Raw genomic sequence first — 13,925 nt, 5'->3', positions numbered from 1 at the left:
GCAGAAGGCACCCCGGTCAACAGCCGTCGTACCCCGCCGTCGGCATGGACAGCCGCCGATGAACACTCGCCTTCATGCGAGAGTCGTACGCCGGCTCCGCAAGCCCCGCCGTCTCGACCCGCACCCCCCGCCGCGCACACTCCGCCGTGAACTCGTCCGCGGACCGCAGCGCGCGCTCCAGGACCCTGCGGCTCGGCACGACGAAGAGGTCGACGAGGCCGGCCTCGACGTCGGACCACAGCACGGCGTGATCGGCGCGCACGCCTCGTACGACGAGTTCCCGGGTGATCACGTACCCCTGCGCGGCGGCCCACCGCGCGCACATCGCGTGCTGGCTGCGCGAGTCGACCAGAAAGGGGTCGGCCTCCAGCTCCTCCAGGGGGGTCAGACTGGCGATCGACGCGACGCGTACGGCGCCCACGACGGCGGTGCCCACGGCATCCTCCACGGCGTCCCCCTGACCTTCGGTCTCAGCCGCCGACCCTACTCCTGGCCGTAGGCTCGGAGACAGTCGCACGAAGGAGGAACCGGGTGCCCGTCGAGGTCACATGGTGGGGTCACGCCACATGCACGGTCGAGGACTCGGGCGTCCGCGTATTGACCGACCCGCTGTTCGCCCGCCGCCTCGCGCATCTGCGGCGCCGCAGGGGTGCCCTGCCGCCGCCGGACGCGGCGGTCGCCGACGTCGTGCTTCTCTCCCATCTGCACGCCGACCACCTGCACGTGCCTTCGCTGGCCAGGCTCGCGCCGGGCACCCTGGCCCTGGTCCCGCGCGGCACGGCCCGGTCGCTGCCGGGGCTGCGGCGCCGGCTCCCGCACCTGCGCTTCACCGAGGTGGCGCCCGGCGACGAGGTTCCGGTCGGTGACGTCGTCGTACGCGTGGTGTCCGCGCTGCACGACGGGCGGCGGCTGCCCGTGGGACCGCACCGTTCGCCCGCGCTCGGCTATGTCGTGGAGGGCGAGGCGCGCACGTACTTCGCCGGGGACACCGGACTGTTCGACGGGATGGCCGACGAGGTCGGTGCCGTCGACGTGGCGCTGCTGCCGGTGGGCGGCTGGGGCCCGTATCTGGGCCACGGCCACCTGGACGCGGGACGAGCGGCGCAAGCGTTGGCACGGATCGGGCCGCGGAGCGCGGTTCCGGTGCACTACGGAACGTACTGGCCTATTGGCATGGATGCTGTGCGCCCGCATGAGTTCCACGCGCCGGGGCACGAGTTCGTGCGTCATGCGGCCCGACTCGTCCCCGAGGTGTCGGTGCACCGGCTCGCGCACGGGGAGAGCGTGCTGCCGGAGGTGTCCAAGTAATGCTTGCCTCAGTGGCCCAGGTGACGCCGGAGAGCACGCAGCAGGCCGTCGGCTATCCGACGCTGTTCCTGCTCGTGGCGGTCGGCGCGCTGGTGCCCGTGGTGCCGACGGGCGCGCTGGTGAGTTCGGCGGCGGTGGTGGCCTTCCACCAGACGGCGCCGTTCTCGCTGCTCATCGTCTTCGGTGTGGCGGCGTTCGCCGCGTTCCTCGGGGACGTCTCCCTGTACTGGCTGGGGCGGCGCGGCATGAAGTCGAAGAACGGGTCGCGCTGGCTGGCGGCGATCCGTGACCGGGCGCCGGAGGAGCGTCTCGCGCAGGCGCAGGCGAAGCTGGCGGACCACGGGGTGATGGTCCTGGTCCTTTCGCGGCTGGTGCCCGCGGGCCGGATCCCGGTGATGCTGGCGTGCCTGATGGCGAAGATGCCGTTGCGCCGGTTCGCCCGTGGGGACGTGCCCGCGTGTCTCGCGTGGGCGGTGACGTATCAGCTGATCGGTATCCTCGGCGGGTCGCTCTTCAAGGAGCCGTGGGAGGGCGTGGCGGTGGCGGTCGCGCTGACCGTGGTGATCAGTGTGGCGCCCGCGCTGTGGCGCAAGGTCAGGCACGCCCTGGCCTAGAAGCAGGACGGCCGGACCGGACACAGGGGCGGGGCGCGGGGATGGGTTCGTGGGATGCCGCGCTGGACGCGGCGGGCATACGGGGCGAGCGGCTGCGCGCCGACTTCACGCGGCAGCGCCGCGTGGTGGCGCGGTACCGGTTCCCGCAGTACGCGGCCGTCCGGCTGCTCCTGCCCCGGCCCGCCGTCCCGCACCTGCTGGCCGCGACGGCGTTCATGCACCACACGGACAACCTTCTCGACGGCGACGGGTCGCTGCGGGAACGCTCGGCCGCGTACGAGCGGTGGGCCGGACAGACCCGCGAGGCGCTGGCCACGAGCCACAGCGACCACGACGTGCTGCGTCCACTGCTGCACGCCTGCGCGGCCCGTCCGCGTCTGGCCCGGCACGTCGAGGCGTTCCTCCACGGCGCTGCCGTCGAGCTGGACTTCGCCGGGTTCGGCACGGAGGCGGACTACCAGCGCTACGTCGACGTCTACTCCCTGCCCGCGTTCATGCTCCTGGCCTGCGTCCTCGCGCCGGAGTCCGAGCCGGCCGGTTACCGCGACGCCTGCCGTGCGTTCATCGACGGCAGCCAGCGTCTGGACTTCGTCAACGACCTGGCCGACGATCTGCGGGCCGGCCGCCTCACGATCCCCCGGGACGTGCTGGACCGTCACGGCGTGACGCGTGAGGACCTGACGGCGAGGCGCGAGACCCCCGGTGTCCGCGAGCTGATCGCGCGGCAGCTCGACGCCGCCCGTACGTCCCTGGGCGCCGCCCACGCGTTGGCCGGGCACCTTCCCGCCGGTCACCGTGCCTTCGGCCGGGCACTGATCGGCATGGAGGAGGCGACGGCGGACACCGCCCGGGCCAAGGGGGCCGGGCTCCTCACCTCCTCGGCGCGGCCCACCATCCCCACGGCCGTGCGCCTGTTGGTACGGGAGTACCGCAAGCGGGGTCAGTGAGGCGGTTCCGTCCGCTGCGCGGCGGCCGTGCGCAGGTCGTCGAAGGCCGCGCCGAACGCCGTCAACGCCCGCTTCACGTGCGGCAGTTCCAGCGGGTCCGGCGCGGTGAGCGACATCTGACGTTCCGCGTGGGTCGAGCCGAGGAGGGGGCCCGTGGACAGTCGTACGCGCAGGGCGTCGAAGTCGTCGCCGAAGCGGTGTCCGCCCGGTGCGGGCATTCCCAGGCGGGTGCCGAGGTAGTCCTCCAGGTCCTGCGCGTCGCCGACGTCCCGTGCGGCGAGTGCGGAGCGCAGGGGGCCCAGGTCGGCGTAGAGGTGGCGGCCCGCCTGCGGGGGCCTGACGAGGGCGCCCGCGGCGAGCAGGGCGTGCTGCGCGGCGTCGGCCACGCGCGCGTGCAGCCGGACGGCGACGGCGAGCCGTTCGACGACGGCGTCCGGTTCGCCGAGTGCGTACGACGCCGCCGCGGCGGCGGGTGCGGCGAGGGTCGCGCCGAGCGCGGTGAGGACGTCGAGGGTGCGGGCGCGCAGGGCGGCGCCCGCCGCGGTGGCGGGGAAGCGGGCGACGGCGGCGGGCAGCGCCGGGGGCAGGAAGGGCCCTGCGAGGTCGCAGAGGACGGTCACCCGCTCGTGGTCCATCTCGGCGGGCCCGATCAGGACGGTGTCGCGGGGGTGGTGCAGGGTGTCACGCCACGTCTCGTCGCTGACGACGTGCAGGCCTTCGTCGGCGGCGGCCTCCACCGCCTCGTGGAGCACTTCGGGCGGCGGCACGGTGGCGGTCGGGTCGTCGGCCACGGAGAGCACGAGGAGGCGGGGTCTGCCGCCCTCGGCGCGGATCCGGCGGACGGTCTCCAGGAGGGCGTACGGGTCGGGGACGCCGCCGCACTCGGCGGGTGTCGGCACGTGGTAGACGCCGCGCCCCAGCAGCCGCGCCTGGGGCGCCCACCAGGCCGCGCAGGGGCGGGGCAGCAGGACGTCACCGCCGAGGGCCGCGGTGAGGGCGAGCAGGAGGGGCGGGGCGCCGGGGGCGGCGACGACCTGGTCACGCTCCACGGGCAGGCCGCGCCGGGCCCAGTAGCCGCTCGCGGCATCGAGGAGCGCGGGGCCGCCACCGGCGGCTTCGGCCGGACAGCGGCCCGCGGCCGCCGCGGCGGCCGCCGCCAGCTCGGGCAGGACCGGAAGCCCAGACTCCGGCTGAGGCGGCCCGTACCGCACGGGCCCACGGCCCTCCGCCTCGGTACGCCGCATCCCTGCCTCCGTGCCGTACTGATCCACCGCGCCGGTCCGCGGGACGTATGCCTACATATCCATACGTATCCCCGACAGCCCGGCGCCGCCACTTCCACCCTCAGCGGGCCAGCGACACCAGTTCGCGTTCCAGGCCGCGGCCCTTCGTCTCGACCAGGGCGGCCGCGACGTCCGCCAGCTTGCGGTTGGTGGTCTGGGAGATCCGTCGCAGCACTCCGAAGGCGGTGTCCGCGTCGCAGCCCAGGACGTGCATGACGATCCCGGACGCCTGGTCCACGACGGGGCGGGTCCGCAGGGCCGTGCCGAGCTGGTCCAGCTCGGTCAGCGCGGCCCGGTAGTGCCGGTCGCGCACGAAGCTCGTCGTGGCGAGGTCACCGAGCGCCTGGGCGGGTCCGCGTCCGGGGGCGTCGAGCGCGCCGGGGCGGAAGCTGAACAGGGTCAGGGTGACGGTGAGCCCGCCGCGCTGGAAGGGCAGCGTGACGCAGGACCGTACGCCCGCGTCCAGGGCCATCGCCCGGTACGCGGGCCACCGCTCGTCCCGCAGCAGGTCCTCCGCGTCGACGGGCGTGCCCCACTCCTCGGCGGCGGGGATGGGGCCGTCGCCGGAGCGCAGCTGTACCGAGACGAGCCCGGCGAGGTCGGGGTGGGTGACGGCTATGGGCTGTTCGTCGCCGCCGTCGGATACCGTCGTGCTCGCGCCGCAGCAGGCGGGCGTGCAGCGCACGGCCTGCTCGGCGAGTTCGGACAGCCTGCGGCCGGGCAGGGATGAGGTCGGCCGGAGCAGGTCCGGGTCGGGCATGGGCGCCATGACTGTTCCTCCTCTCTCCCTCGGCTTCCCTGCAAGGCCCACGGAAAACAGCCGCAGGGGATAGGTTCGACGCATGTCCCAGATGGAGGAGTTCGGTGAAGAGCTCGCGGACTTTCTGCGCCGCGTCGCCGAGTTGAAGTCGGCTCGCTCCGTACCGGCCGGTGACCTCAGCACCGTCCTGGACGCGGCGCTCTTCGAACTGGACCATGTGGCGGCCCAGTTGTGGCCCACGTACGAGCGGCTCGCCGTCAACGGCCAGTGGGACGACGCCACGTCCGACCGTGACGAGCAGCGGCTGCTGCGGTCCCTGTTCCAGCGGATGCCGCTGCCGGTCGCGCTGGTCGACAGGGAGACCGTCGTGCGGCGCATGAACTTCGCCGCGACGGGTCTGACCGGTGTCCGCGCGGGCTATGCGACGGGCCGGCCGCTGACCGGGTTCCTGATGCACGCGGACCGGGTCGCGTTCCGTACGCAGACCGCGGCGGTCGCCCGCGGCGAGGGCGACCGGAGCCTGAACGTGCACCTCCAGCAGAGTCCCGGCACCCCGGTCCGCGCGACCCTCACCGCGCTGCGCCCCGGCGCCGAGCCGCGCACCGCCGTCCTCGTCGTGCTGCAGCCCACGAACGACCACGCACAGCAGCGGCCGAGCGTCCAGGGCCCCGCCCCCGACCTCGGCGAGGCGACCCGGCACGCGGCGCAGCTCGACCTGATGGACGCCATGACGTCGGCGCTGCTCGCCGCGCCCGCTGGGGACGGCGCGGCCGTCCTGGAGGCGGCCGCAGGGGTGCTGCACGGGCGGTTCGCGGACTGGGTGATCGCCGACGACGGCGCCGCCAGGATGCGGCGCACGACGGTCCTCGGGCCGCCGGGCGCCCCGGCCGCCGACGTCCTCGCGCAGGACCCCGCCGCGTGCCCCCTCGTCGTGGAGGCGGCACGCGGCGGGGCGGCCTCGCTTCAGGTGCGCCCGGAGGATCCGGACGCGTTCGGCAGGGACGCCTCCGGCGCGCACGTGCTCGTCCGCGCCGAGGTGACGTCCCTGCTGTGCGTGCCGCTGACCGCCCGTACGCACGGCCCGGTGGAGGGCGTCCTCACGCTCTTCCGGAGCGGCGCGCGGCTCGCGTTCTCGCTGGCCGAGGCACGGGCGGTCGACGTGATGTCGCGGCACATGGCGCTCGCCATGCGGCGGGGGGTCAGGCCGCGTCCTTCATGACCTGGTCGCGCAGCCGGTCGCAGCAGCGGCTGATGAGGCGTGAGACGTGCATCTGGGAGATGCCCATCTCGTCGGCGATGCTGCTCTGCGTCATGTCGCCGAAGAACCGCATGTAGAGGATGGTCCGTTCGCGCTCGGGCAGCTGCGCGATGCGCGGCTTGACGGCCTCGCGGTCGACGACGACGTCGAGCGCCGGGTCGGGGCCGCCCAGGGCGTCGCTCAGCGAGTAGCCGTCCTCGCTGCCGGGGAGTTCGGCGTCGAGGGAGAGCGCGGTGAAGCTGTCGAGCGCCTCCAGGCCGGCCTTCGCGTCCTCCTCGCTCATCTGCGCGTGAGTGGCGATCTCGGCGGTGGTGGGGGCGCGCCCGGAGACCGTCTGCGAGAGGTCCTGGCGGGCGAACCGTACGCGGTTGCGCAGGTCCTGGACGCGTCGCGGCACGTGCAGGGTCCACATGTGGTCGCGGAAGTGCCGCTTGATCTCACCGGTGACGGTGGGGACCGCGTAGCTCTCGAACGCGGTGCCGCGCCGCGGGTCGTAGCGGTCGACGGCCTTGACCAGGCCGAGGGCCGCGACCTGCCGCAGGTCGTCGAGGGACTCGCCGCGGTTCCGGAACCGGCCGGCGAGCCGTTCCGCCATGGGGAGCCAGGCCTGGACGATCTCCTGGCGGAGGGTGTCCCTCTCGGGTCCCGGTGCCAGTTCGACGAGGCGGGCGAAGGCTTCCGCGGTGTCGGGGGCGTCGTCGTGCGGATGCCGCCTGGGCCTCGCGGCTACTGCAGTGGTGGTGTGGGATCGCATGGTGCGTCGCAACTCCCTCGTGGGTGCCTTGGGATGGACGGTCACCGTGGGAGTGTGTGCACGTCGGACCGCCACGGGGCACACCCGGGGGGCGAGCGTCAGGGACGCTCCCACGGACGTGCCTCCGGTCCGAAGCACTCTCTTCCGCCTGCCCCGCGCTTCCGGCAGCAAACACCCGTCAGGTTTCCCGCCGATAGGGCAGGACACCCGGACGGCACTGCCGTTTTCCGTTCCGACCGGAGGGTTCCGCATGAGCGTCAAGGTCGCCGACCACATTCTGGAGAGGCTGCGCGCCTGGGGCGTCGAGCAGGTCTTCGGCTATCCGGGTGACGGCATCAACGGCCTGCTCGCCGCGTGGGGCAGGGCCGAGGACCGGCCGCGTTTCGTGCAGTCGCGGCACGAGGAGATGTCGGCGTTCGAGGCCGTCGGGTACGCCAAGTTCGGCAGGCGGCTCGGGGTGTGCGTGGCGACGTCGGGCCCGGGTGCGGTACATCTGCTGAACGGGTTGTACGACGCGAAGCTCGACCACGTGCCGGTCCTCGCCATCGTCGGGCAGACCCACCGCAGCGCGATGGGCGGCTCGTACCAGCAGGAGGTCGACCTGCACACGCTCTTCAAGGACGTGGCGGGCGACTTCGTGGAGACGGTGACGGTCCCCGAGCAGCTGCCCAACGTCCTGGACCGGGCGATCCGCACCGCGTACGCGCGCCGCTGCCCGACCGCCGTGATCGTCCCCGGCGACGTGCAGGAGCTGGAGTACTCCCCGCCCCCGCACGCCTTCAAGATGGTCCCCTCCAGCCTCGACCGCAGCAGCTGGACCGCGATGCCCTCGCCGACCGCTCTGGAGCGCGCCGCCGAGGTCCTGAACTCCGGCGAGAAGGCGGCGATCCTGGTCGGCCAGGGCGCGGCGGGAGCACGTGCGGAGGTCGAGGAGATCGCGGAGCTGCTCGGCGCGGGCGTGGCGAAGGCACTGCTCGGCAAGGACGCTCTGAGCGACGAACTCCCGTACGTCACCGGCTCGATCGGTCTGCTCGGCACCCGCCCCAGCTACGAGCTGATGCGCGACTGCGACACGCTCCTGACGATCGGGTCCAGCTTCCCGTACTCGCAGTTCCTGCCGGAGTTCGGCTCGGCTCGTGGCGTGCAGATCGACATCGACCCGCACATGATCGGGATGCGCTATCCGTACGAGGTGAACCTCATCGGCGACGCGCGGGCGACGCTGCGCGAGCTGATCCCGCTCATCGACAAGGACCGCCGCGAGGTGTGCCGCGAGTGGTACGACGAGGTCTGTGCGAACGTCACGCGCTGGCACGGGGTGATGGAGCGCAGGGCCGCGGTCTCCGCCGACCCGATCAATCCGGAGTACGTGGCGCGCGCCCTGGATCCGCTGCTCCCCGACAACGCGATCGTCACCTCCGACTCGGGCTCGGTGGCGAACTGGTTCGCCCGCCATCTCACCTTCCGCGGCGACATGCGCGCCTCCCTGTCGGGCACCCTGGCGACGATGGGGTGCGGTGTGCCCTACGCGATCGGCGCGAAGTTCGCGCACCCGGACCGTCCCGCCATCGCTCTGGTGGGTGACGGCGCGATGCAGATGAACGGCATGGCGGAGCTGATCACCGCCGCCAAGTACCGGCACCGCTGGGACGACCCGCGGCTGATCGTCGCCGTGTGGAACAACCAGGACCTGAACCAGGTGACGTGGGAGATGCGGGCGATGGAGGGCGCCCCGTCCTTCCTGCCGTCCCAGTCGTTGCCGGATGTGCGGTACGCGGAGTTCGCCCGCTCGATCGGTCTGACCGGAATCCGCGTGGAGCGCCCCGAGGAGGTGGAACCGGCATGGCGCGCCGCGCTCGACGCGAGCGGCCCCGTGGTGATCGACTTCCGCACCGACCCGGCGGTCCCGCCGATTCCGCCGCACGCGACGTGGGACCAGATGGAGGCCACCGCGTCATCGATCCTCAAGGGTGACGCGGACCGGGCGTCCGTGATCAAGCAGGGCCTCAAGGCGAAGGTGCAGGAGTTCCTGCCGGGGGCGGGACGCAAGGACCGCGGGGAGCGGTCCTAGAAGGTCCCGGGGCGTCCTCGGGAGGCATGGCTCCGGGGCTCAGGGGTACTGCGGCGGAGTCAGCACGCGGAACGTACGACGGACGCATGCAGGAAGGGCTCAGCCATGGCTGATTACGTAAGGGACGTCATGACGCCGGGTGTCGTGGCCGTACGCCCCGACGCCTCTCTCGTCGAAGCGGCACAGTTGATGCGGGCCCAGGACATCGGGGACGTCCTGGTCGCGGCGGACGGGCGGGTGCTGGGCGTGCTCACGGACCGGGACATCGCGTTGCGCGCCGTGGCGGACGGCGCGGATCCGCTGACGGTCAGCGCCCAGGCCGTCTGCACGCCCAACCCCGTGGTGGTGGCCCCTGGCGACGCGGTCTCGGAGGCCATCGGGCTGATGCGCGACCACGCGGTGCGGCGGCTGCCCGTCGTCGAGGACGGCCACCCGGTGGGGATGGTGAGCCTCGGTGACCTCGCGCTGTCGGAGGACCCGACGTCGGCGCTCGCGGACATCAGCCGCGCGGCACCTGACGGGGGTCCGGACGAATGGGTTTAAACAATCCCCATACGGACAATCAGATCTTGTACGGAGCGTCGCCTGCGGGCACCTCCGCATGAATCAGCAGGATCAGCAGGACCAGCACGAATAAGCCAGAAGAAAGGACGACTCCGCCATGCCGCAGCGCATCGCGTTCCTCGTAGCGCCCGAGGGCGTCGAGCAGATCGAACTCACGGACCCCATGCAGGCCGTCCGGGACGCGGGCGGCGAGGCCGTCCTGGTGTCCACGGACCCCGGCGAGATCCAGGGGTTCAACCACCTCGACAAGGCGGACACCTTCCCCGTCCAGGAGGTCGTGGCCGACGTCCGGGCCGACACGTTCGACGGACTCGTGCTGCCCGGCGGCGTCGCCAACCCGGACTACCTGCGCACGGACGCCAAGGCCGTGGCCTTCGTGAAGGACTTCTTCGACCACGGCCTCCCGGTCGCGGCCATCTGCCACGCCCCCTGGACGCTCGTCGAGGCGGACGTGCTGGGCGGCCGCACCCTGACCTCCTGGCCGAGCCTCAAGACCGACATCCGCAACGCGGGCGGCACCTGGGTCGACGAGCAGGTCAAGGTCTGCACGGGCGGCCCCAACACGCTCATCACCAGCCGCAAGCCGGACGACCTCAAGGCGTTCTGCGAGGCGTTCCTCGCGGAGTTCGCCAAGGGAGCGAAGCCGCAGTCGGGCTGACGTCCTTCAGGTCGCGGCGGGCAGCGGCATCAGCATCTGGGCGGTGCGGCTCGTGTCACCCATGTGCACGTGCTCACCGGCCCACCAGTCCGCGTCACCGTCCTCGATGTAGCGGAGCAGGATGCCCTCGCGCAGCGCCCAGGGGCAGACGGTGACCTCCTCGATGCCGGTCAGCTTCATCGCCGTGTGGGCGACCACCGCGCCGGCCACGCACTGACCGGCGCGCGCCGCCGAGATGCCGGGCAGCTGGGCGCGTCGCTCGGCGGGCAGCGACGCCAGCTCCTTGAGCGCCCTGCCGAGCTCGACGCGACCCAACTGCCGCTCCACGAACGGGCCGTAGCGGCCGGGCGCCGCACCGCACAATCTGGCCAGCTGCTGGAACGTGCGCGACGTGGCGACGGCCGTGTGCGGCATCTCCCAGCGGATCCGGGCGGCCACGTCCCGCAGCTGGTGACGCACCTGGCGGCGCACCGCCTTGAGGTCCTCGGCGCGGGGCGGGTCCTGGCCGTCGAAGAGCTCCCGCGTCAGCCGCCTCGCCCCGAGCGGCAGCGACGCCGCGTAGTCGGGCAGGCGGCTGCGGCCGAAGGCCACTTCGAGGGAGCCGCCGCCGATGTCGAAGAGCACCAGCGGCCCCGCGCGCCACCCCATCCACCTGCGGGCGGCGAGGAACGTCAGCTCGGCCTCCGCCTCGCCGGACAGGGTGCGCAGCCGGATCCCGGTGCCGGCCTCCACCGCTTCGAGCACCTCCGCCCGGTTCGGGGCGTCCCGCACGATCGAGGTGACGAAGGCGAAGGGTTCGTACACCCCCCACCGCTGTGCCTCTTCCTGTACGTCACGCACCGCCGTGACCAGTTCGCGGACCGGCTCCTCGCCGAGGCGGCCCTCGTCGTCCAGGTGCTCGCCCAGCCGCAGGCGTCTCTTCACCGTGTGGACCGGCAACGGCACCTGTCCGTCGGCGTCCGCGACGACGAGCCGCACCGTGTTCGAACCCACATCCACCACTCCGACTCTCATGAACATCAGGTTCCCTCTGTTCGCGAGCCGAAAGACGATGGTTGAGCGATCTCAGACCTCGCGGCCCAGGAGATTCAGGAGTTTCGTCTGCTCGTCGGCGTCGGCCGACGGCTCCACGGCCGGGGCGAAGAGGCCGCTCTTCTCCAACTCGGCCGCGTGGGGCTCCACTTCGCCCAGCGCGAAGGCGACGAGGGCCTCGGGCAGTGTCTCGTCGGCGCCGATCGCGCGGGACAGGTCCCAGGCGTGCACGACGAGGTCGGTGATCATCTGCCCGGCGTAGAACGGTGCCGAGGCCTCTCCGAACGACAGGTGGACGGTGCGGTCAAGGGCGCCCCGCTCGCGGAACGCGGCGCGTGAGGCGGCGGACGCGGTGTCCCAGGAGGCGACCGGGTCGGGGCCGAGCATGTCGCCGTCGAAGGCGTCGCCGACAGACTCGGGGGTGGCGCCGTCGCGGAGCAGCGGCGGCACCCACAGCTGCTCGGACGCGAGGTGGTTGACCAGGTCGTGCACCGTCCAGTCCGTGCAGGGCGTCGGGGCGTCCCACTGGTCGGCGCGGACGGCGTGCACGCGGTCGGTGAACAGGTCGAGTGCCTCGCCGTGCCGCTCAAGGAGGGTCGGGTTGTCCGTCATGTGCTTGTGGTTCCCCTCTCCCGCGCGCCCGCGCGGGTCCGTCCCCCGGCCACCGACCTGCGCGGATGGCGGCGCAAGTATTCACCTTCGAGTTGCGCCATGCGGTCGTTGTGGGCCCGCAGGGCGTCGTTCGAGCCGTGCAGCAGGGTGCTGTGGCGGGTGCGGTGGATCGTCTCCAGCTCCTTGATGAGCTGCTGGTCGTCCAGCCTGCCCGGATCGACTCCGTTCATGGATCGCTCCGATCGCTCTGCGTGCGACCGCTGTCCGATCGCTGTCCGATCGCTCTGTCGCGGCGCTCCCTGCTTTCCGGGTACCCGCTGGGCCCGTCCTACCCAGGATGCACCGCGCACGGGCCGCGCGCGCACCGCACGGGCGAACCGGCGCGTACAGGAACCCCGTGAATGTCCTGAAACGGCGGCGCCTGCCGGGGAGGCAGAAGGCTCTGTTTCCGCGTCCACCCGAGCGGCAGAACCATTCACCACGGGAAGGACCGCCCACGTGCCCCACTCCGTACCGAGACGCCGCCGCTTACCTCTCGTCGCCCTCGGCCTCACCGCCGTACTGGCCCCCGGCCTCGCCGCCCTCCCGGCCTCGGCCGCACCCCGGCAGGACACCGAGAGCCGCTCGCTGAGCCGGTTCACCGATCAGAAGCCGGACTGGAAGCGGTGCGGCGCCGACACGCCCGCCGCCTACCAGTGCGCCACCCTGAAGGTGCCGCTCGACTACCGCGACCCCGGCGGCACCGCCATCGACGTCGCGATATCCCGGATCGAGGCGGGCGACCCCGGCAAGCGCCGCGGCGTCCTGCTCTCCAACCCGGGCGGACCGGGCGGCCCCGGCCTCGATCTGCCGCTGTACTTCACGAAGACCATGCCCAAGTCCGTCACCGACCGCTACGACCTCATCGGGTTCGACCCCCGCGGCATCGGCGCGAGCACACCCGTCGAGTGCGGTCTCACCGACGACGAGAAGCGGTTCCCGCGCTCCTACCGTCCGTTCGACGAGAACGTCGCCTGGGCGAAAACCGTGGCGGACAAGTGCCGCGAGGAGACGGGCGCGGCGCTGTCGCACATGACGACGCGCAACACCGCGCGCGACATGGACGTCCTGCGGGCCGTCCTCGGCGAGAAGAAGATCTCGTACTACGGCGTCTCGTACGGGACGGCCCTCGGGTCCGTGTACACGCAGCTGTTCCCCCGGCGCGCCGACCGGTTCGTCCTGGACAGCGCCGTCGACCCGAAGAAGATGTGGCGGGAGATGTTCCAGGTGTGGGCGCCGGAGGTCGAGCCCGCGTTCGCGCGCTGGACGCGGTGGACCGCCGAGCACTCGGCGACGTACGACCTGGGGAAGACGCCCGCCGAAGTCTCCCGCACCTTCTGGGACTTGGTGGAGCGGGCCGACCGCGACCCGATCGACGTGGGCACGGCCAAGCTCACCGGCACCGACATCCGCGGCCTCCTGCGCCGCGAGTTCTTCACCGTGCGCAACGCCGCGGAGCTCGTCGGCATGCTGAAGGACGCCGCCGCGGGCAAGCCGGTCCCCGACTTCCCGACCGAGCCGGAGAGCACGGACAACCTGGTGTCGGCGCTCTGGACCGTGGTGTGCGGTGACGCGCCCATGCCGCGCGACCCGAAGACGTACCACCGCGACTCGGTCCGCGACGCCGCCCGCTACCCGCTGTTCGGCGACTTCGCCTCCACCATCAACCCGTGCGCCTTCTGGGACCGGCCGGTGGAGCCCCGCACCGAGGTCGACAACCACGTCCGCTCGCTGATCGTGCAGAACGAGTGGGACTCGCAGACCCCGCTGTCGACCGCGCGCGGCATGCACCGCGCCCTCAAGGGCTCCCGGCTGCTGACCGTCGACGAGGGCGAGGGGCACGGCGTCGTGTACGGCATGTCCGCGGGCCCGGCCAACCGGTGCGCCGAGGACACCGCCACGTCCTATCTGGTCACCGGCAGGCTGCCGTCGAAGGACGTGACGTGCCGGGCGACGCCGGGCGTCAGGCCCGCGCAGCCGGTCGTCCCGGCCTCCCCGGCCTTCGACTGACGCCGGGCGGCGGGT

Annotated in this window: 15 protein-coding genes; 8 read left to right on the top strand and 7 right to left on the bottom strand. The window is 72.6% G+C overall.

Annotation, left to right across the window (positions count from 1 at the left end; genetic code table 11):
- Positions 1-16: 16 nt before the first annotated feature.
- Positions 17-421 (bottom strand): hypothetical protein, encoded by a 405-nt coding sequence (locus NOO62_RS33555; RefSeq protein WP_268775904.1) that lies wholly within the window; start codon positions 419-421, stop codon positions 17-19.
- A 110-nt stretch (positions 422-531) separates the two neighbouring features.
- Here NOO62_RS33555 and NOO62_RS33550 point away from each other — a divergent pair, with 110 nt between their 5' ends.
- From NOO62_RS33550 to NOO62_RS33540, 3 genes are read left to right on the top strand one after another with little or no spacing between them, the layout of a single operon-like run.
- Positions 532-1,308, top strand: coding sequence for an MBL fold metallo-hydrolase (locus tag NOO62_RS33550; RefSeq protein ID WP_268774549.1), 777 nt, complete (start codon positions 532-534; stop codon positions 1,306-1,308).
- On the top strand, positions 1,308-1,922 hold the full coding sequence (locus tag NOO62_RS33545; protein ID WP_268774548.1) for a DedA family protein: 615 nt from the start codon (positions 1,308-1,310) through the stop codon (positions 1,920-1,922). Before NOO62_RS33550 ends, NOO62_RS33545 begins: the two co-directional genes overlap by 1 nt.
- Before the next feature lie 41 nt (positions 1,923-1,963).
- Positions 1,964-2,869, top strand: a complete 906-nt coding sequence (locus NOO62_RS33540) for a phytoene/squalene synthase family protein (RefSeq protein WP_268774547.1) — start codon at positions 1,964-1,966, stop codon at positions 2,867-2,869.
- Here the strand turns inward: NOO62_RS33540 and NOO62_RS33535 are convergent.
- On the bottom strand, positions 2,863-4,113 hold the full coding sequence (locus NOO62_RS33535; protein ID WP_268774546.1) for an aminotransferase class I/II-fold pyridoxal phosphate-dependent enzyme: 1,251 nt from the start codon (positions 4,111-4,113) through the stop codon (positions 2,863-2,865). The genes NOO62_RS33540 and NOO62_RS33535 overlap by 7 nt on opposite strands.
- Before the next feature lie 100 nt (positions 4,114-4,213).
- A complete protein-coding gene (locus NOO62_RS33530) occupies positions 4,214-4,912 on the bottom strand; it encodes an ANTAR domain-containing response regulator (RefSeq protein ID WP_268775903.1) in 699 nt (232 codons plus the stop codon).
- An 82-nt stretch (positions 4,913-4,994) separates the two neighbouring features.
- On the opposite strand from NOO62_RS33530, the gene NOO62_RS33525 reads away from it, so the two are divergent.
- The gene (locus NOO62_RS33525; protein WP_268774545.1) at positions 4,995-6,131 is read left to right on the top strand and encodes a PAS domain-containing protein; all 1,137 of its coding nucleotides are present in this window, start codon (positions 4,995-4,997) and stop codon (positions 6,129-6,131) included.
- Here NOO62_RS33525 and NOO62_RS33520 read toward each other — a convergent pair.
- Positions 6,112-6,924: an RNA polymerase sigma factor SigF gene (locus NOO62_RS33520; RefSeq protein ID WP_150174189.1), complete on the bottom strand. Its 813-nt coding sequence runs from the start codon at positions 6,922-6,924 to the stop codon at positions 6,112-6,114. The genes NOO62_RS33525 and NOO62_RS33520 overlap by 20 nt on opposite strands.
- Positions 6,925-7,174: 250 nt before the next feature.
- Here NOO62_RS33520 and NOO62_RS33515 point away from each other — a divergent pair, with 250 nt between their 5' ends.
- From NOO62_RS33515 to NOO62_RS33505, 3 genes are all read left to right on the top strand, one after another.
- Positions 7,175-8,995, top strand: coding sequence for a thiamine pyrophosphate-requiring protein (locus tag NOO62_RS33515; RefSeq protein WP_268774543.1), 1,821 nt, complete (start codon positions 7,175-7,177; stop codon positions 8,993-8,995).
- A gap of 105 nt (positions 8,996-9,100) precedes the next feature.
- The gene (locus NOO62_RS33510) at positions 9,101-9,538 is read left to right on the top strand and encodes a CBS domain-containing protein (RefSeq protein WP_268774542.1); all 438 of its coding nucleotides are present in this window, start codon (positions 9,101-9,103) and stop codon (positions 9,536-9,538) included.
- Positions 9,539-9,656: 118 nt separating this feature from the next.
- Positions 9,657-10,217: a type 1 glutamine amidotransferase domain-containing protein gene (locus tag NOO62_RS33505; RefSeq protein ID WP_268774541.1), complete on the top strand. Its 561-nt coding sequence runs from the start codon at positions 9,657-9,659 to the stop codon at positions 10,215-10,217.
- Between the two features lie 6 nt (positions 10,218-10,223).
- Here the strand turns inward: NOO62_RS33505 and NOO62_RS33500 are convergent, their stop codons facing one another.
- From NOO62_RS33500 to NOO62_RS33490, 3 genes are read right to left on the bottom strand one after another with little or no spacing between them, the layout of a single operon-like run.
- Positions 10,224-11,231, bottom strand: coding sequence for a Ppx/GppA phosphatase family protein (locus tag NOO62_RS33500; protein WP_268774540.1), 1,008 nt, complete (start codon positions 11,229-11,231; stop codon positions 10,224-10,226).
- A 51-nt stretch (positions 11,232-11,282) separates the two neighbouring features.
- The gene (locus NOO62_RS33495; RefSeq protein ID WP_268774539.1) at positions 11,283-11,861 is read right to left on the bottom strand and encodes a TIGR03086 family metal-binding protein; all 579 of its coding nucleotides are present in this window, start codon (positions 11,859-11,861) and stop codon (positions 11,283-11,285) included.
- Positions 11,858-12,091, bottom strand: coding sequence for a DUF6158 family protein (locus NOO62_RS33490; protein ID WP_268774538.1), 234 nt, complete (start codon positions 12,089-12,091; stop codon positions 11,858-11,860). Before NOO62_RS33490 ends, NOO62_RS33495 begins: the two co-directional genes overlap by 4 nt.
- A 268-nt stretch (positions 12,092-12,359) precedes the next feature.
- Between NOO62_RS33490 and NOO62_RS33485 the strand changes: the two genes are divergently transcribed.
- On the top strand, positions 12,360-13,910 hold the full coding sequence (locus NOO62_RS33485) for an alpha/beta hydrolase (protein WP_268774537.1): 1,551 nt from the start codon (positions 12,360-12,362) through the stop codon (positions 13,908-13,910).
- The last annotated feature ends 15 nt before the right edge of the window (positions 13,911-13,925 follow it).

This window comes from Streptomyces sp. Je 1-369 (genome assembly GCF_026810505.1).
Taxonomy (GTDB): Bacteria; Actinomycetota; Actinomycetes; order Streptomycetales; family Streptomycetaceae; genus Streptomyces.
This window is presented reverse-complemented; position numbering and strand designations above follow the sequence as displayed.

Bases quoted from the DNA above. Each gene is read 5' to 3' on its own strand.
- NOO62_RS33545 (WP_268774548.1), top strand. From the start codon at position 1,308: ATGCTTGCCTCAGTGGCCCAGGTGACGCCGGAGAGCACGCAGCAGGCC.
- NOO62_RS33540 (WP_268774547.1), top strand. From the start codon at position 1,964: ATGGGTTCGTGGGATGCCGCGCTGGACGCGGCGGGCATACGGGGCGAG.
- NOO62_RS33535 (WP_268774546.1), bottom strand. From the start codon at position 4,113: ATGCGGCGTACCGAGGCGGAGGGCCGTGGGCCCGTGCGGTACGGGCCG.
- NOO62_RS33530 (WP_268775903.1), bottom strand. From the start codon at position 4,912: ATGCCCGACCCGGACCTGCTCCGGCCGACCTCATCCCTGCCCGGCCGC.
- NOO62_RS33525 (WP_268774545.1), top strand. From the start codon at position 4,995: ATGTCCCAGATGGAGGAGTTCGGTGAAGAGCTCGCGGACTTTCTGCGC.
- NOO62_RS33520 (WP_150174189.1), bottom strand. From the start codon at position 6,924: ATGCGATCCCACACCACCACTGCAGTAGCCGCGAGGCCCAGGCGGCAT.
- NOO62_RS33515 (WP_268774543.1), top strand. From the start codon at position 7,175: ATGAGCGTCAAGGTCGCCGACCACATTCTGGAGAGGCTGCGCGCCTGG.
- NOO62_RS33510 (WP_268774542.1), top strand. From the start codon at position 9,101: ATGGCTGATTACGTAAGGGACGTCATGACGCCGGGTGTCGTGGCCGTA.
- NOO62_RS33505 (WP_268774541.1), top strand. From the start codon at position 9,657: ATGCCGCAGCGCATCGCGTTCCTCGTAGCGCCCGAGGGCGTCGAGCAG.
- NOO62_RS33500 (WP_268774540.1), bottom strand. From the start codon at position 11,231: ATGAGAGTCGGAGTGGTGGATGTGGGTTCGAACACGGTGCGGCTCGTC.
- NOO62_RS33495 (WP_268774539.1), bottom strand. From the start codon at position 11,861: ATGACGGACAACCCGACCCTCCTTGAGCGGCACGGCGAGGCACTCGAC.
- NOO62_RS33490 (WP_268774538.1), bottom strand. From the start codon at position 12,091: ATGAACGGAGTCGATCCGGGCAGGCTGGACGACCAGCAGCTCATCAAG.